Raw genomic sequence first — 16,644 nt, forward strand, 5'->3', positions numbered from 1 at the left:
TTCGCCCGCCCACAACCTGACATCAGCAAGGTCCCCACCCATGAACACGCCAACGACCAACCCGGCCATCAGTCACGGCAAGCACCGTTGCAGTACTAGTCCCGGCACGCCGAACGAAGGCCCGGTCACCCGCGTGGGTGGCCGGGCCGCCGCGCGCCGGGAGAGGCCGAGGCCGGTTCGAGGCCGGCGGCCCGACCTCCCGGGGCCCGTACCGGCCGAGGTGAATCACGCGTCGATGCCGGCCGTACGCAGCCGCTGGCGCACCGACTCCCAGGCGGGATCGACCGGCTCGCTGACCCGCGAGCCCACGGACACGTCCTTGAAGCCGCTCGAGGTGGAGACGCACACCACCGGCCCGTCCACCTCCCCCACCTGTCGCAGACCCGCGAGGCCGGCCGCCGCCGACAGCTCGACCCACATTCCGCTCGCCGCCAACTCCCGCTGCGCCCCGCGCAGTTCGTCATCCGTGAGCAGCAGGGGGCGCCCGCCGCTCGCGCGCAGCGCCACGACACCGCGATAGCCGCCCACGGAACAGTCGATGCCGTACGCGTCGGTCGGGCCCACCTCCACCTCAGTCGCGGGCACCCCGGCCCGCACGGCCGCCGCCAGCGGGCCTCCGGCGGCCGGCTCACAGGCGAAGATCCGGGGAACGCGGTCGGCGAGACCGAGGCGGTGGAGCTCGGCGAAGCCCTTCCAGACGCCGTAGAGCATCTCGCCGTAGCCCGTGGGCACGAAGACCGCGGCCGGGGTGCCGAGGTCGGTGTGGATCTCGTACGCGATGGTCTTGTACCCCTCGGCGCCGTAGGCGTGCCCGGTGTGGGTGGCCGTCAGGTTGCTGACCGGGTACAACCCGGCGTGCTCGACGGCCTTGCGCACCAGCGGCCACCGGTCGGCCAGCGGCACCGGCAGCACCACCGCGCCGTAGGCCCGCAGGAACGCGTCCACCGCCGGTGGCGTGTCGGTGGCGGTGAAGACCACGCACCGCAGCCCGGCCCGGGCGGCGTACGCCGCTGCCGCCGCCCCGTGGTTGCCGGACGAGGCGACCACGATGCCCGGCGCGCCGGAGCGCAGTGCCGCGCTGGTGGTGCAGCGGTTGAGCCGGTCCTTGTGACTCCAGGTCGGGTTGCGTGACTCGTCCTTGACGTGCACCCCGGGTGCGAGCTCGACGAGCGGGGTGCCGCCCTCGCCGAGGCCCGGCGCGTCCAGCGGCGGTAGCAGCGGCGCCCACCGCTCGATGCCCGCGCCCGGCCGCAGACCGTGCCGCGCGGCGTACCCCGGCTCGAACAGGGCGGTGTCCACGCGCTCGTAGGCGTAGTCCACTTCGACGGGATAGGACAGGGTGTCGGTGCTGGTCCGGGGGCAGCCACGGGTCAACGCGGGCCACAGCGGGTAGCGGATGTCCGGATCACCGAGGGAGCGCTGGGCGGTGGCCAGCGTGCTGTGAGGGGTCACGGCCCCCGAGCGTAGGCGCTGACCGCGCTGAGCAGGAGGCCGCGTGTCAGGCCCCCGTCGCGCGCGAGGGCGGCGGCGTGCGCGAGGGCGGCGGCAAGCGCCACTCCGCCGGGAGGGTGGCCCGGTCGCGCCGCCCGGGGTGGCGCGCGGCGGGGCGCCGTCACCCGTGGCGGGGTACGGATGACGTCGCCTCGGGCGGGGAGGCGCGGGGTGTGTCGCCCCCGGTTGGGTGGCTGAGCGGTTGGGCGGTTGGGCGGTTGGGTCGCGGGTCGGGGGTCGGGGTGGGACCCGGTGGGTGGGGGCTGCCGGGGGTGGGCTGGGGCAGGGTGGTGGGAGGGTTAGGGTGGCGGGTCGGGTGCCCCTGACCGGGGCGCACCACCGGGCAGCGCCAGGGGCGCGCGGCAGGCTTCGACCGCTGCCTGGGAACCCCCACTCCGAGGAAACGTCATGATCTTCATCACCGTGAAATTCACCGTCCGCCCCGAGCGCGCCGACGACTGGCTCGACACCGTTCACGACTTCACCGAGGCCACCCGCGACGAGCCGGGCAACCTGTTCTTCGAGTGGTCCCGCAGCGTGTCCAACCCGCACGAGTTCGTTCTGGTGGAGGCCTTCCGCGACGGCGAGGCCGGTCGCGCGCACGTGGAGTCCGCGCACTTCGCGGCCGGCGTGGATGCCATGTCGTACGCCGTGGCCACCACGCCGCAGATCGTCTCGACCGAGATCCCCGACATGGACGGCTGGGGCCAGATGGCCGAGGTCACCCCCCGCACCGCGTGACCCCCCGCGTCGCCTGACCCTCGCGACGTCTGACGCACCGCGCCGCCCGACGCCGGATCGCATCCGACGGCGCGGCGGCCACCGCGCCCCGCCCCGGCCACCGCGCCCCGCCGCCGGCCGGGGTGGGCCCGCCCCGCGCGGCGGCGCCGTAGGGCCGGCGCCCGGCGCCTGCCACGGGGCGTGCGGGCCGCCGCCCACCTGGCGTAGCGCGCGTGCGGCCCCGCGCGGGGCGGCCGAGACTGACGGGGTGAGAGTCCTTCGCGCGCTGACCGCCCTCCCGCTGCTCGCCTCGATCGCGCTGACCGCGCCCGGGGCGCCGGCCGCCGAGCCCGCGCCCCAGGGCGTGCGGACGGTGTCGGCGTGGTTGCCGTACTGGCAGCAGGAGGGTGGCTACCGGGACGCGCTGGCCCACGCCGACCAACTGCACACCGTCAGCCCCTTCTGGTACGAGGCGACCTCGGACCGGGGCATGACCGCGCATCCGGGCGCGGGCGACCGGCGCGTGGTCGAGGGCCTGCGCCGGGCCGGCATCAAGGTCGTGCCGACCGTGACCGAGGCCCCGGACGCCGCCGCCATGGCCGCGTTGCTCGGCGACCCCACCCGGCGCGCGGCGCACGTGACGACGCTGGTGCGGCTGGCCGAGCGGCACGCCTACGACGGGCTCGACCTGGACTACGAGCGCATGAACCACGCGGCCGACGCGGGTGTGCTGCGTCGGGTGCGCGCCGGGTTCAGCGCCCTGGTCGGCGAGGTCTGCGCGCGGCTGCACGCGCGCGGCAAGCAGTGCACCGTGGCCGTCTACCCGCGCACCGCCGCCCGCGACACGGCCCCGGTCTACGACTACGCGAAGCTGGGGCGCGCCGTGGACCGGCTGCGCGTCATGGGCTACAACCTGCACAACGCCCTTGGCCCGCCGGGGCCGTTGACCTCGCCTCGCTGGTACGACGCGATCCTGCGCTACGCCACCGCGCACGTGCCCCCGGCGCGGATCGAGATGGGCATCCCGGCGTACGGCTGGGACTACCGCGCCGGCGACCGGTCCCGCGCCACGCACCGCACCACGCGCGAGGCGCAGGCCCTGCGGCGCAGGGTGGGCGCCCCCCTGACCCGGGACACGGCCTCGCGCACGCCCCACTTCCCGTACGTCGAGGACGGGCGGCGGCGCGAGGTCTGGTACCAGGACGCCCGGGGCGTCGCCGCCCACCTGCCGGTGCTGCGCCGACACGGAGTCACCCAGACGGCGCTGTGGGCACTGGACTTCGAGGAGCCCGCGCTGTGGCCGACGCTGGCACGCGGCGCGCGAGCGGGCCGCGACGGGTGACCCACGGCCCACGCCGCGCACGGCCGGGTGGGCACCAGCCCCCCGTCGGCCGGGTCCGCCAGCGACCGGAGGCGTCCTACCTCGGGGGCTCGTCGCCGTGCCCCCAGCCGTCCCAGTGCAGGACGCGTTCGCGGGGGATGCGGCGGGCGGGCTTGAAGTCGGTGCCCAGGGTGTAGGCCAGCGGGAGGAAGGCGGCCAACATGACCTCGTCGTACGGCACGCCGAGCACCTCGGCCAACTCCCGTTCCAGGGGCGCCTGCGCCGTCGTCCAGGTGGTGCCGAGCCCGCGCGCCCGCGCGGCCAGCATGAAGCTCCACACCGCCGGCAGGATCGAGCCCCACGTCCCCGCCTGCTCGGCCACCGGGGCGTGGTCGGTGCGCCCTTCCACCCCGGGGATGACGAAGGCGGGCACCCGGTGGATGTGGGTGGCCAGGTGGCGCAGGCCGTCGAAGACGCGCTCGGTGGAGCCGGGGTGGTAGTTCATGCGCCACGTGTCGCGTGCGCTCAGCGGCTGCCCGGTGGCCAGCGACAGCGCGCGCAGGAAGATGTCGGCCACCTCCCGTCGCCGGGCGGGCTCGGTGACGACGACGAAGTGCCAGCGCTGCCGGTTGCGACCGGTCGGCGCCTGCGTGGCCAGGTCCACGCACTCCTCGATCAGGGAGCGCGGGACCGGGCGGTCCAGATCGAGCCGCTTGCGCACGGCGCGCGTGGTCGACAGAAGCTGGTCGGGGGTCAGGTCCAGGGTCACAGGCCACTTCCTCGGATGCGGAGGGGGTGCGGGGCGATGTGCGCCCCGCGCACGGCGACGCGTGTCGGATGGTGGCGGGCCCGGCCGTGGTCGGACCCGAAGGGGCCCGACCAGAAGGGCGATCGCCGAGGTGTCCCGGGTGCGGACGGCCGCGCCGACCCACCCGCGGCGACCACGACGGCGTCGGCCGCGCCGACCACGGTGACCGTGCCCGCGACGCCGACCGGGCGACGACGGCCCGAGGCGAGTGAGGACGCGCCGCCTCCCCGCCCGCCCAGCCGACCGCTCCCCCGCCGCCGTCCCGCGCGACGCGCGCGACGCTCGGCCATGCCCGACCTCCATCTCGGCACAGATCGTCTGCGTACAGATGATTGGCGAGCATACAAATGCCATGCGTGGCACGCAAACAATCTGTGGGCAGACGGTTTTGGTAGGGTCCAGCGGTACGCACCGCCGACGCACCCGCCCGGGAGGTGGGACCGCTTGCCACCCAAAGCCACACCCCGCGAGGACGGATACTTTCCGACGCTCGCCACGGAACGCCTGGACATCGCGCTGTGCCGCGCCTCCAGCGCCGTCGCCCGCGCCGCGGAGGCCCAGGCGAACGAGTCCGGGATCGGCGTCGGGCACCACCTGGTGCTCAAGATGCTCGCCGAGGTCGGCCCCTGTTCGCAGCGGGCGCTGAGCGACCAGCTGCGCATCGACCGCAGCGTGATGGTCGGAGTCTGTGACGCTCTGGAGCGCGCGGGGCACGTACGGCGCGAGCGCGACACGGTCGACCGCCGCGCCTACGCCGTCACCATCACCGCCTCGGGGCGCCGCCTCCTGGCCCGCGCCGAGAACGCGGTCCCCGCGTTCCTCGACGCCACCTTCCAGGACCTCACCCCCGCCGAACGCGCCCAGCTCTCCGCCCTGCTCGGCAAGCTCCTCCGACTGCGCGCCTGAGCCCGCGCCGCGACACACCGCGCTCCGGTGTCCGACACCGGCGCTCACGCCAGGGCGCGGCGGACCGTGACCTGCTGTGCGTCGCCTCACACTCACCGGACGAGCCATCGCCTCAGCCCGCTCGGGGGGCCACTCGCGCCCCACCCGACACCGGGGCCCAACGCGCCGGTGGTACCCGCCGGTTGCCGGTACGACCCGATGTCAGAGGGGGTCGGTAGCGTCGTCTTCCGGGTCCCGACGGGGCCCGCTCGGTACCGCCAACTGACGCACCCAAGGGGACCCCCATGGCACACGTTCGTGGGCACTACCGCCGTGACGGCTCGTACGTCCGGCCGCACTACCGCCGCTCCCGACGCTCCACCGCCGGCCGCGTGCCCACGCGCCCACGGGCCGCCCCTCCGGTGGCGACCACGCACGTGCGGGGGCACTACCGCGACGGCTCCTACGTCAGGGCCCACGAACGCCGGATCAGCCCTCGACAAGCGACCGTGGGCGGTACCGGGGCCGTGCTGCTCCTGCTGCTCCTGCTGGTCCTGCTGTGACGGCCACCCCGGCTGGCCGCCCACGTGGGCCAAGGCCCGCACCGCCCCCGGCCGGCGCCCCGCGCCCGGTGGCCCCGGGCTTCGGTCGGCCGCCGGGGGCCTCGGCCTGGCGGCGCGTCGTTACGCTGCCGAGGTGACCTGTCCGGACGCTCGCGGCGCCGACCGCCACCCGACGCGCCCCGCCCGGCCCGACGCGGCGTGCGGGCCGGCCGCGCGCGGGCCGGCGCTCGACACGGGCGCCGGGGCGCCGGGTGCGACCGCCGGCCGGCGGCGGGTGCTGAGCGGTGGGGCTGGCGGGGCGGCGGCGCTGGCGGCCTGGGCACTGGCCGGGCGCTCGCCCGGCCCGGGGCCGGTGGTGCGGTTGCGGCTGGCGACGGGGCCGGTAGGCGGCCCGTACAACGCGTTCGGGCATGCGCTGGCGGCGGCCGTCGCGGCCAGCGACCAGCGGCTGGACCTGGTGCCGGTGGCCACCGCAGCCAGCGTCGACAACCTGCGCCAGCTCGCCGACGGCGCCGTGGAGTTGGCCCTGACCATGGCGGACGCGGCGCAGGACGCGGTGGGCGGCAGGCCGCCGTTCGCCGCGCCGATATCCCTGACCGCGCTGGCCCGGGTGTACGTCAACTACACCCACCTGGTGGTGCCCGCGCCCGGCCCGGCGCACTCCGTCGCGGACCTGGCGGGGCGCCGCGTCGCCACCGGCGCCACCGGCTCCGGGCTGCGCACGGTCGCCGAGCGGCTGCTGCTCGCGGCCGGACTCGTCGGCGACCGGGCCGTACGCGAACGGCGCCTTGGGCTGGTCGAGTCGACACAGGCCCTGCGCGAGGGGGACGTGGACGCCCTGATGTGGTCCGGTGGCGTCCCCACGCCCACGCTGACCGCCCTCGCGCGCGCGACGCCACTGCGACTGCTGCCGCTGGACGACCTGGTGCGGGCGCTGCGTACCGCCTACGGGCCGGTGTACGCGCCCGTGACGCTGCCGCCCGGCGCGTACGGGGCGCGCGAGCCGGTGCGCACGGTCGGGGTGGGCAACTACCTGGTGGCGCGGGGCGATGTGCCCCCGCGCGCCGCCCGGGCGCTGCTGCGGGTGGTCTTCGGCCGCTGGCGCGAGTTGCTACGCGAGGTGACGGCGGGCGCCCGGTTGGAGCCACGGTTCGCCATCGCCACCGGCGCGGTACCCCTGCACCCGGGGGCGGTGGACTACTACCGCTCGGTGTACGGATGAGGCCGCGCCCCGGCCGTCGCGCCCGCTCGCCTGACCCGCGGGCCGGTCAGGACGAGGCGCCGAGGGCCGGCAGCCGCAGCTCCACCGCGAGCCCGTGCGGGGTAACGCCGGCGGTGGTCAGGGTGCCGCCGCTGGCGCGGGCCAGTTCGTCGGCGATGGCCAGGCCGAGGCCGCTGCCCGGCAGGTTCTGGTGGTCCGCGCCGCGCGCGAAGCGCCGTACCAGGGCGGGGTGCTGGCCCGCCGGCACGCCGGGCCCGTCGTCCGTGACGCGCACCGCGACCCGGCCGTCCGGGGCGAGGTCGGCCGCCACGCGCACCCGGCCACCGGGCGGCACGAACTTGGCGGCGTTGTCCAGCAGCGCGTCCAGCACCCGGCCCACCGCGCCGGGCAGCGCGCGCACCCGCAGCCCGTCCGCGACCTCGACGGCCAGTTCGAGTCCGGCCTCCCGGTAGACCGGCGCCCAGGCCGCCGCCCGTTCCCGGGCCGCGGCAGAGGCGTCCTGCGGGGTGCGCTCGGCCGTGCCGGACTCCACCCGGGCCAGCGCCAGCAGTCCGTCCAGGAGTTCGGCGAGCCGCTCGGTCTCCTCCAGCGCGCGGGCGTGCTCGTCGTGGCCGGCCGGCGCCAGGTGGGGCTCCACGTTCTCCAGTTGCAGTACGAGCGTGGCCAGCGGGTTGCGGAGCTGGTGGGAGGCGTCGGCGACGAAGTCGCGTTGGCGGCGTATCGCCTCGGACATCCCCTCGGCCATGGCGTTGAAGTGCAGCCGCAGCCGGCGCAGTTCCGGCGGCCCGGCGTCCAGGTCGGCGCGGGTGTGCAGGCTGCCGGCCGCGAGCCCGCCGACGGCCCGGTCCAGGTCGCGGACGGGGCGCAGCAGCCAGCGGGTGATGCCGACGGCGGCCAGCGCGGCGGCGGTGAAGGCGAGCAGCGCGCCGGCCGCGATCAGCGACCAGCGGCTGCCCACGTCGCGGCGCGCGGCGTCGGTCGGCACGGCGAGCACGGCGACCCCGCTGACCCGTTCGTCCCTGCCGACCGGCTCGGCCAGCACCGCCACGCCGGGCCCCCACGGGTGCACGGTGGGCAGCCGCTCCGTCGACCGCCCGGCCAGTGCCCGGTCCGTGGCCTCCGCCAGGTCGGGCCCGGCCCACCGGGAACGGGGTCCGGCGCGGAGCACGGGGCGGCCGTTGGCGTCGGTGATGAGTACCCCGGCGTCGTACAGCAGGGCGTAGCGGTGGATCTCTGTGGACAGCTCCGACTGGTCGGCCTCGGTCAGCCCGCGCTCGGCGAGGTCGGCGAAGCGCACGGCGTCGGCGCGCCGCTGGAGCAGCAGGTGTTCGGTACGCCCGCGCGCGTACGCGTCGGCGAGCGGGACGGCCAGCAGCAGCGTCGCGGCCCCCATCAGCGCCAGCAGCACCGCCAGCAACCGGCGTCTCATCGCGGTGCGGGGCCGCGCCGCGCCGGGCCTTCCACGGGTGCGGGCCGCCGGTCGCGGGCGGCGGGCGCGCGGGGGGTGGGCGGGGGGTCGGCGGTCGGTTTCGGTACCGACTCGTCGGTCGGGGACCGCCGCGCCCCGGGGCCGAGTTGGTAGCCGAACCGGTGCACGGTGCGGACCAGGCCGGGGCGGCCGGTCTTGGTGCGGATGCCCGCGACGTGCACGTCCAGCGAGCGGGAGGCGGTCCGCAGCGCGTCGCCCCAGACCCGGTAGAGGATCTCCTCGCGCGAGTGGGCCTCGCCGGGGCGGGCCGCCAGGTAGGCCAGGACGTCGAACTCGCGCCGGGTCAGCCGGACCGGCGCGTCGGCCACGGTCACGGTGCGGGCGGCCAGGTCGATCACGGCGTCGCCGGCGCGCACCGGCCCCGGCGGCCCGTGCCGGGGCCCCGCGTCCGTGGCCTCCCCGGTGGCGGCGGTCGGGGTCTCGGGGGTGGTGCGCCGGCGTACGGAGTCGATGCGCGCCATCAGCTCGGCCATCCGGAACGGCTTGACCACGTAGTCGTCGGCGCCGGCGCGCAGGCCGGCCACGATGTCGTGCTCCGCGCAGCGGGCGGTGACCACGATCAGCGGCACGGCGCACAGGGCGCGCAGCCGGCGCAGCAGTTCCAGGCCGTCCAGGTCGGGCAGTCCGAGGTCGAGCAGGACGAACTCGGCCTCGCCGGCGTGCCGTAGCGCGTCCAGCGCGCGGCTGACGCGGCGCACGCTGTGGCCACGGACGGCCAGCGCGGTGCCGAGGGCGTGCGCCATGCGGTCGTTGTCCTCGACGAGAAGGGTGTGCATGAGGACTCTCCTGGTGACCGGGGACGACGGCTACCGGAATACCACGGGGCGCGGCCCCGGGACACCGTCGGCTTCGCGCCGCCGGGTCGACCACGCGGCCCGCGCGGAGCCCACCCGCCGACCCGTCGCCGTGCCCGTGCCCCCGCGTGGGCGCGGGCCGGAAGCGGGCGGGGGCGGAGCCGCGCGGTAGCGTGGCGCGCATGGTGGACTGGGTGACGCGGCCAGCCGCGGCGGCGGATGTCGAGGCGGTGGCCGCGCTGCGCGCGGTGGTCCTGCGGGCCGACCTGGAGCGGCTGGGGCGGTACGACGCGCACCGGGTGCGCCAGCGGCTGCGCGACGGGTTCGAGCCCGCGCACACCCAGGTGATCGAGGTGGGTGGGGTGTTCGCCGGCTGTGTGGCCCTGCGGCCGGCCCCGGACGCCCGCTGGCTCGAACACTTCTACCTCGCCCCGGAGCTCCAGGGCGGTGGCGTCGGCTCGGCCGTGCTGCGGACGCTGCTGGAGCGCTGCGACCGGGCCGGCGACCTGGTCCGGCTCAACGTGCTGCGGGGCAGCCCGGCCCGTCGGCTCTACGAGCGGCACGGGTTCACCGTGGAGCGCGAGGACCCGGTGGACGTGTTCATGGCGCGCTCGCCGTCCTGACGGCGGCGGGGTCGGTGGCGGGCTCGGTGGCGGACGTGGCTGCGGCGACGGGTGCGGAGGGCGGGGGCGACGCGGGAGGGCCGTCGGGCGACGCGGGTGTGTCGCTCGCCCGCTCGGCGTCGCTAAGGGCGACGGCGCGGGTGTCGGGCATGAGCACGTAGGTCACCAGCGAGATCAGCGCGCAGCCGGAGACGTACCAGAAGAACATCGACTCGTGGCCGCTGTTCTTGAACCAGAGCGCCACGTACTCGGCGGTCCCGCCGAACAGCGCGTTGGCGACGGCGTAGGGCAGCGCCACCCCGAGCGCGCGCACCCGGGTGGGGAAGAGTTCGGCCTTGACGGCCGCGTTGATCGACGTGTAGCCGGTGACGACGACCAGTGCCAGCAGTGAGAGGCCGAGCGCGGGCCAGTACGAGGACGCGGAGCCGAGCGCGGTCATGATCGGGTACGTGCCGACCGTGCAGCCGACGGCGAAGGTGATCAGCAGCGGGCGGCGACCGATCCGGTCGGAGAGCGCGCCAGCCAGGGGTTGGATCGCCGCGAAGACCGCGAGGGCGGTGAAGCTGACCAGGGTGGCGGTGGTCTTCTCCATGCCGGCACTGCCGATCAGGTACTTGGTCAGGTAGGTGGTGTACGTGTAGTAGGCCACCGTGCCGCCCAGGGTCAGGGCCATCACCAGGACGGCCTGCCGGCGGTGTTCCCACAGCGCCCGGAGCGTCCCCGCCCCGTCGTCGGGACCCTCCCCCGCCTTCTCCTGGAACGCTCGCGTCTCGGTCAGTCGGCGCCGCAGCCAGTACACGACCACCGCGAACACCGTGCCGAGCAGGAACGGGATACGCCAGCCCCAGCTCTCCAACTGTGCCTTGGTGAGGGTGTGTTGCAGGGTGATGAGGATGGCGAGGCCGAGGAGCTGCCCGCAGGTCATGGACACGTACTGGAAGGAGGATCCGAGGCCGCGGCGGTTTCGCGCGGACGCCTCGGTGAGGTAGGTGGCGCTCGCCGCGTACTCACCGCCGATGCTCATGCCCTGCAACAGCCGCGCGAGCAGCAGCACCAGGGCGCCGCCGTATCCCGCCTGGTCGTAGGTGGGTGCGACGGCGATGAGCAGCGCGGCCACCGACATCATGGTCACGGTCAGCGTCAGCGCGCTCTTGCGGCCCCTGCGGTCGGCGGCCCGCCCCAGCACCCAGCCACCCACCGGGCGCATCAGGAAGCCGACCGCGAAGATGCCGGCGGTGTTCATCAGCTTGGTCGTCGGGTTGTCGCCGGGGAAGAAGGAGTCGGCGAAGTAGAGGGCGAAGCTGGCGTAGATGAACCAGTCGTACCACTCCACGAGGTTGCCCAACGAGCCGCCGATCAGCGCGAAGCGACGCTGCCTGCGTTCCTCGGCCGGGTCAACTGGGTGGGTCGGGGTGGTCGGCTCGGCTGGGTGGGTCGGGTGGCGGGTGGGTGGCTCGCCGGGCGCGGGTGGGCCGGTGGGGTGGGACGCGGCGGCGGGCGATGACATGGCGGCTCCACGAAGTTCCTGGTCGGGGTGGTGCGGGGTGCCCAGAGCATCGGGTGGCGCGGCGGCGCCTCACAAGGCGCGATGGTCAGATCTAACGTTCCGCTAAGAATCCCGGCCCACCCCGCGCCGGGTGGCTCGCGGTGCCCGCCGCGAGGGTGTGTGCGGTGTCCGGGTCGCGCGGCGGCCTTGCTAGCATCCGCCCGGGGGCCGTGGGCCCGGGACCAGGGGCGGGACGAGGATCGAGGGGCCGGATGGGTGCGCGCGGGGTTCGTACGTCCACGGTCGGGGTCCTCGCGGCCAGCGTCGCTGCCGGACTGCTGGGCGCGGCACCGGCGGAGGCGGCCGGACTGCGCGGCGGCAGGGTCACCTGGTACGCCACGGGCGAGCGGGTCCGGGTGACGGACACCCGGGCCGACGGTTACGCGTTCGGCGTGCGCGTCTACGACACGCGGCGTCCGAAGGCCGTGCGGACCTGCTCCGTCAACGGCCGGGGGCGTTCGCGCGTATGCGACCTCTCCTTTCCCGAGGGCCGGCGCATCATCATCGTGGCCCAACTGACCAGGGGCCATCGCGTGGTGTACGCGGGCGCCACACGCGTCCGCTCCTGACCGGCCGCACCACCCCGCGCCCCCGGGTCACCCCCGCGCGGGTTCCCAGTCGACACGGCGGAGCTCGTACTCGACCTCACCGTGCTCGGTGCCGGGCAGCGGGTCCTCGAAGTGCTCGTGGAAGGTGCGCACGTAGCGCAGGCCGGCCTTTTCCATGACGCGGCGGGAGGCGGTGTTGACGGCCATGGTCTGGGCCCACACGCGCTCCACTCCGAGGTCGGCGAAGCCCTTGTGGAGCAGCGCGCGGGACCCTTCGGTGGCGTATCCACGGCGCCAGACCGATGCCCTGAGCCGGTAGCCGAGCTCCACGTCCCGTACGCCGCCGTCGGGCGAGGGTTGGAGACCGAGCCACCCGACGAAGTCGCCGCTGGCTCGCTCGACGGCCGCCCAGCGACCGGCCGGCCCCCGCTGGTAGTCCCGCAGGATACCCGGCAGCACCTTGTTCTCGATCTCCGCGCGCGGGGTGAGTTCGCCGGTGAGGTAGCGCATCACCCGGGGGTCACTGTCCAGGGTGACCAGGTGGTCCACGTCGGCCTCGGTGAACCGGCGCAGCACCAGCCGCTCCGTCGTCACGAACACGTTCATCAGCGGGCTTCTCCCGGTCGGTGTGGTCAGCTCCCATCGTGCACGAGCCCACTCCGGCCGGTCACACCCTTTTTCGCGCCCGCGCCCGCGCCCGCGCCCGCGCCGGTCCCGGGACGGCGGGGCCCGGGGTGGGCGACTACTTCCAGGGCAGGTTGCGCCAGGGGCTGCCCGGGTCGGACATCAGCATCCGGTGGGCGGCGACCATGTCCTCGTACCAGTCGCCGAACTCCTCCTCGTCGAAGTGCAGGCAGCGCCCGAGGATGTAGGCGGCGGAGAAGTCCGTCCAGGAGCGGTAGTTGGCCTGGCTGAGGCGACCGGCGCGCACCACGGCCTGTTCCGCCTCCGGCAGGGTGCAGTAGCGGGCGCCCAGACCCCAGCGCGCCATGCAGGAGGCGCGCCCGTAGTCCCACGCCTCCACCGAGCGGACGAACCTGCCGTCGGCCAGCAGCCCGTCCGCGCGGAAGCGGGCCTCGTAGCGGGTGATCCGGCCGATCAGCCGGCGCACGCCGGCGACCTGGGAGCGCACCTCGGCGTCGCCACGGGGCTGGGCGACGGTCACACCGTCCGGGGTGATGCGGGGTTCGGCCGCCTCGGCCGCGTTGTGCCACAGGGCGCGCTCGGCCACCTGGCGCCAGTGGTCCACGTCGACGGGGCCGGCGAAGTCGAGCGCCAGGGAGCGGCGGATGCCGAGGGTGAACTCCCATATGGGGCTGGTCATCTCGGCGCGCAGCAGGGTCTCCTGGGTGTGCTGCCACTCGGCTCGGGAGGTGATGCCCCACCACTCCCCCAGCCGGTCCCGTTCGGCCGTGTAGCCGCCGCCGTGGTAAGCCATGGCGTTCCACAGTTCGCCGTTGTTGACGCTCAGCAGCGCCCCGCAGGCCAGTCCGTGGGCCACCGGGCCGCGCAGCGGGCCGCCGACGACCAGGGCGCGGAGCTGGCGCTGTGGCCGCTCCTCGCTGGTGGCGTGGTCCGCGTGCCGCTGCCAGAGGGCGCGGTGGGCCGGGGTGGTCGCGAAGTACGCCTCGCACGGGCTGCCCGGGTTGACCGCCAGCCACGGCGGGTCCTTGGGGCCCCACACCCGCGCGTACCAGCCGAGCGAACCGGCGTGGAAGACCGGGTCCTCGGCCGGCGCCGGCAGCATGCCCTCGGTGTAGACGGCCAGGCAGTCGGTGCGGGTGCGCGGGTCGCGGTAGGAGGTGAAGACCACGGTGTCGGGGTGGGTGTCCACGCGCGCCCGCGAGTCGGCGACGAAGAGCGGGGTGCGGGCCAGCACGCCGACGTAGCGGGACCAGTCGCCACGGGTCTTCGCGTCGTAGAGCTCCTGCTCGATGGCGCTGGGCGGCTGCCACGCGGAGGAGGACCAGGGCCCGCCGCCCGCCGGCGCCGCGCCACCCGGGGCCGGTGCGGGGCCCGGGGCCGACGCCGGCCCGCCGGGCGGGGGCGGGACGTCGAGCGGGGTCGGCCCGCCGGGCGGGGGCGCGGGGGTCGCCGACAGCGGGGTATCGAGTGGGCCGGGGTCGGGGGCGGGTACGGAGGCGGGTACGGGGCCCGCCGGGTCCGCGCCCCGGGGCGTGGGCCCGGCGGCACGGGCCTCGGCATCGCGCACCGGCGCGCCGTCGCCGCCGCCCGGCGCCGGGTGGGCCCTGGTGTCAGGGGCGCCCAGCGGCTCCCCGGCAGCGCGCGCCGGGTCGCCGGCGCTTCGCACGGGACCGTCGGCGGTGCGCTCGGCCTCGGCGTCGCCCCGCTTCGCGGGTTCCTCCCCGTTCCACAACCCCATGACCGGGAACTCTACCCAGGGCTGGCCCCGTAGCACCCGGCTGCCCGCACATCGGATGCCTGGTCGTGCTCGGATGTGCCCGCGCGGAACGCCGACGTGCCCCCGCGCCGGGTGGGCGCGAGGGCACGTCGGGTGGTGCGGTGTGGCGCGCGGGCCACTGGTCCAGAGGCGGTCAGTGGCGCCGGCTCAGCGGTGGAACCGCTGGTCAGATGCTGACGCCCTTGCCCCGCAGGTAGGAGATCGGGTCGATGTCGGAGCCGTAGCCGGCGCCGGTGCGGACCTCGAAGTGCAGGTGCGGGCCGCTGCTGTTGCCGGTGCTGCCGGACAGGCCGATCTGCTGGCCGCCGGTGACCGACTGGCCGGCCGAGACGGAGAGCTGCGACAGGTGGGCGTACTGGCTGTAGTGGCCGTCCGCGTGGCGGATGACGACCTGGTTGCCGTACGAGCCGGCGTAGCCGGCCGAGACGACCTGGCCGCCGCCGATGGACTTCACGGTGGTGCCGGTGGAGACGGGGAAGTCCACGCCGGTGTGGTAGCCGCTGGACCAGCTACCACCGGACTGGTGGTAGGGGGTGCCCAGGGTGCTGTTGGCCACCGGGGTGGTGAAGCCGGTCGACGAGGGAGCCTCGGCCTGCTGCTGCGGGGCGCTCTGCGCGGCCTGCGGCTTGGGGGCCGACTGCTGCTGCGGGGCCTGCGGCTTGGCGGGCTTCGGGGCGGCCTGCTGCTGCGGGGCGGCCTTCTGCTGCGGGGCCTGGGCGACGGAGCCGCCACCGGGCAGGCTCAGGCGCTGGTTCGGGAAGATCAGGTTCGGGTTGTCGCCGATGACGTCCTGGTTGCGGTCGTAGACCGCGCGCCAGCCACCGTTGACGTCGTGCGCCTGGGAGATCTTGAACAGCGTGTCGCCGGAGCGGACGGTGTACGTCGTGCCCGCGGTCGAGTTCTGGGTGCGCGGAGCCGGCTTGCTCTCGGCCTTCGGGGCGGCCTGGGGGGCGGCGGCCTTGGGCGCGGCCTTCGGGGCGGCCTTGGGCGCGGCCGGGCGGGCCTCGCGGGTGGTGTTGGCCTGGTCGCGGGCGCCGTCGGGGGCGACCTGCGGAGCCGGGCCACCGGCGGTCAGGCCGGCCTTGACGGAGCACACCGGCCAGGCGCCGGGGCCCTGCACCTTGAGGACCTTCTCGGCGACGGCGATCTGCTGGTCCTTGGTGGCCAGGTCGGCGCGCGGGGCGTACGCCGCGCCACCGAAGGCACGCCAGGTGCTGTCGGTGAACTGCAGGCCGCCGTAGAAGCCGTTGCCGGTGTTGATGCTCCAGTTGCCGGTCGCCTCGCACTGGGCGACCTTCTCCCACACGTCCACCGAGGCGGCGTGGGCCTGGGTCGCACCCAGGAAGGGGATGGCGAGGCTGGCGCCGCCAGCGGTCAGCGCGACGGAGATGCCGAGACGACGGGGGCTGATGCGGCGGTGACGCGTGCGATGAGACATAGGGGTATCCCTCTCCTATGCCTGCGAGGTGAGCTGTCGGATTCGGGCTGGAGTTGCCCGGACGTGTCCCGTGCGACGCCTGGCGTCGCGACACGTCTTCACCCCAAGCCGACCGCGCTGGACGCGGTGCGGCACTTACCTGGTTCCCCCGCTCTTGCCGTGATGACTTCGAAGTTTCTCCTCGGCCAGCGGCAAGATTCGGCATTCCGGCGTCGGATACCCGCCTTCGTTTCAGCGGGATCGCCAACAAAACACATTCATTTCCCCGACGACAAGCCACGGACCGCCCGATAAAGATCAATTAAGGCGTTAGCTCGCGATGCGAGATAACGCTGCGCGAGGGATCTTCGCCTCAGGGCGACAATTCCACGGAATGCGCGACCGCTCGATTCCCTGGCGGGTCGGGGTCCGGCACGCATGACGGGCATCGCGCGGACACAGCGCGTGACAGATCCACGAGTGACGCCCGTGAGCCGCACCACAGCACCCGTAAAGTCCGGGTAGTCCGTTTTTAGATGATCTTGGATGGCGCTTCCGGAGTCGCTACGCACCCCGCCCCGAGGTCTGGGATGTGCCCCACGCCACACGATGCGGGGTCCGCGATACGCCTTCCCCTCTGGAACACGCGCCACGAGCCGGGCGGGTTGCCTCTCTTTCCGGCAAATCCCGGAAAGCCGCGAGCCACGGGCCGCCGGCGGCCCCGGAATTCCACCGCCCCGTGGACGCGGGCCGCGCCGGACCACGTCGCGAGAGAATGCCGGTGCGCGGCAGACC

General features: G+C 75.2%; 15 protein-coding genes and 1 riboswitch. Of the genes, 7 read left to right on the plus strand and 8 right to left on the minus strand.

Features of this window, described 5'->3' with window-relative positions:
* Positions 1-225 precede the first annotated feature (225 nt).
* Positions 226-1,452, minus strand: coding sequence for a pyridoxal-phosphate dependent enzyme (locus tag ACFVFR_RS04640; protein ID WP_383698080.1), 1,227 nt, complete (start codon positions 1,450-1,452; stop codon positions 226-228).
* Positions 1,453-1,899: 447 nt separating this feature from the next.
* On the opposite strand from ACFVFR_RS04640, the gene ACFVFR_RS04645 reads away from it, so the two are divergent.
* Together ACFVFR_RS04645 and ACFVFR_RS04650 are read left to right on the plus strand one after the other, a co-directional pair.
* Positions 1,900-2,232 carry a putative quinol monooxygenase gene (locus ACFVFR_RS04645; RefSeq protein ID WP_383698082.1) on the plus strand — a complete coding sequence of 111 codons (333 nt, stop codon included), beginning with the start codon at positions 1,900-1,902 and terminating at the stop codon, positions 2,230-2,232.
* A 247-nt stretch (positions 2,233-2,479) separates the two neighbouring features.
* Entirely contained in the window at positions 2,480-3,553 is a 1,074-nt protein-coding gene (locus ACFVFR_RS04650) for a glycosyl hydrolase family 18 protein (protein WP_383698084.1), read from the plus strand.
* A gap of 76 nt (positions 3,554-3,629) precedes the next feature.
* Here the strand turns inward: ACFVFR_RS04650 and ACFVFR_RS04655 are convergent, their stop codons facing one another.
* Positions 3,630-4,301, minus strand: a complete 672-nt coding sequence (locus ACFVFR_RS04655; protein WP_383698086.1) for a nitroreductase family protein — start codon at positions 4,299-4,301, stop codon at positions 3,630-3,632.
* Between the two features lie 483 nt (positions 4,302-4,784).
* On the opposite strand from ACFVFR_RS04655, the gene ACFVFR_RS04660 reads away from it, so the two are divergent.
* The 3 genes from ACFVFR_RS04660 to ACFVFR_RS04670 all read left to right on the plus strand — a co-directional run bounded on the left by ACFVFR_RS04660 (position 4,785) and on the right by ACFVFR_RS04670 (position 7,010).
* The gene (locus ACFVFR_RS04660) at positions 4,785-5,246 is read left to right on the plus strand and encodes a MarR family winged helix-turn-helix transcriptional regulator (protein WP_383698087.1); all 462 of its coding nucleotides are present in this window, start codon (positions 4,785-4,787) and stop codon (positions 5,244-5,246) included.
* Between the two features lie 284 nt (positions 5,247-5,530).
* Positions 5,531-5,788 (plus strand): hypothetical protein, encoded by a 258-nt coding sequence (locus ACFVFR_RS04665; RefSeq protein WP_383698089.1) that lies wholly within the window; start codon positions 5,531-5,533, stop codon positions 5,786-5,788.
* A gap of 133 nt (positions 5,789-5,921) precedes the next feature.
* Positions 5,922-7,010, plus strand: coding sequence for a TAXI family TRAP transporter solute-binding subunit (locus ACFVFR_RS04670; RefSeq protein WP_383698091.1), 1,089 nt, complete (start codon positions 5,922-5,924; stop codon positions 7,008-7,010).
* 46 nt (positions 7,011-7,056) lie between these two features.
* Here the strand turns inward: ACFVFR_RS04670 and ACFVFR_RS04675 are convergent, their stop codons facing one another.
* Both ACFVFR_RS04675 and ACFVFR_RS04680 read right to left on the minus strand, forming a co-directional pair.
* Positions 7,057-8,439, minus strand: a complete 1,383-nt coding sequence (locus tag ACFVFR_RS04675; protein ID WP_383698093.1) for an ATP-binding protein — start codon at positions 8,437-8,439, stop codon at positions 7,057-7,059.
* The gene (locus ACFVFR_RS04680) at positions 8,436-9,275 is read right to left on the minus strand and encodes a response regulator transcription factor (RefSeq protein ID WP_383698095.1); all 840 of its coding nucleotides are present in this window, start codon (positions 9,273-9,275) and stop codon (positions 8,436-8,438) included. The genes ACFVFR_RS04675 and ACFVFR_RS04680 overlap by 4 nt, the downstream gene beginning before the upstream one ends.
* A gap of 200 nt (positions 9,276-9,475) precedes the next feature.
* Here ACFVFR_RS04680 and ACFVFR_RS04685 point away from each other — a divergent pair, with 200 nt between their 5' ends.
* Entirely contained in the window at positions 9,476-9,916 is a 441-nt protein-coding gene (locus ACFVFR_RS04685) for a GNAT family N-acetyltransferase (RefSeq protein WP_383698097.1), read from the plus strand.
* Here ACFVFR_RS04685 and ACFVFR_RS04690 read toward each other — a convergent pair.
* Positions 9,894-11,423, minus strand: coding sequence for an MFS transporter (locus ACFVFR_RS04690; protein WP_383698099.1), 1,530 nt, complete (start codon positions 11,421-11,423; stop codon positions 9,894-9,896). The two genes, ACFVFR_RS04685 and ACFVFR_RS04690, sit on opposite strands and share 23 nt — an antisense overlap.
* A gap of 251 nt (positions 11,424-11,674) precedes the next feature.
* Here ACFVFR_RS04690 and ACFVFR_RS04695 point away from each other — a divergent pair, with 251 nt between their 5' ends.
* A complete protein-coding gene (locus tag ACFVFR_RS04695) occupies positions 11,675-12,031 on the plus strand; it encodes a hypothetical protein (RefSeq protein WP_383698101.1) in 357 nt (118 codons plus the stop codon).
* 27 nt (positions 12,032-12,058) lie between these two features.
* On the opposite strand, the gene ACFVFR_RS04700 is transcribed toward ACFVFR_RS04695, so the two are convergent.
* From ACFVFR_RS04700 to ACFVFR_RS04710, 3 genes are all read right to left on the minus strand, one after another.
* Positions 12,059-12,616 carry a GNAT family N-acetyltransferase gene (locus tag ACFVFR_RS04700; protein WP_383698102.1) on the minus strand — a complete coding sequence of 186 codons (558 nt, stop codon included), beginning with the start codon at positions 12,614-12,616 and terminating at the stop codon, positions 12,059-12,061.
* Positions 12,617-12,752: 136 nt separating this feature from the next.
* A complete protein-coding gene (locus ACFVFR_RS04705) occupies positions 12,753-14,393 on the minus strand; it encodes a DUF1266 domain-containing protein (RefSeq protein WP_383698104.1) in 1,641 nt (546 codons plus the stop codon).
* A gap of 205 nt (positions 14,394-14,598) precedes the next feature.
* Complete coding sequence (locus ACFVFR_RS04710) at positions 14,599-15,870, minus strand: transglycosylase family protein (RefSeq protein WP_383698106.1); 1,272 nt, start codon at positions 15,868-15,870, stop codon at positions 14,599-14,601.
* Positions 15,871-15,875: 5 nt separating this feature from the next.
* Positions 15,876-16,083: riboswitch (cyclic di-AMP (ydaO/yuaA leader) on the minus strand.
* Positions 16,084-16,644: the final 561 nt, after the last annotated feature.

Source organism: Streptomyces sp. NPDC057702 (assembly GCF_042799315.1).
In the GTDB taxonomy this organism is placed as follows: Bacteria; Actinomycetota; Actinomycetes; order Streptomycetales; family Streptomycetaceae; genus Streptomyces.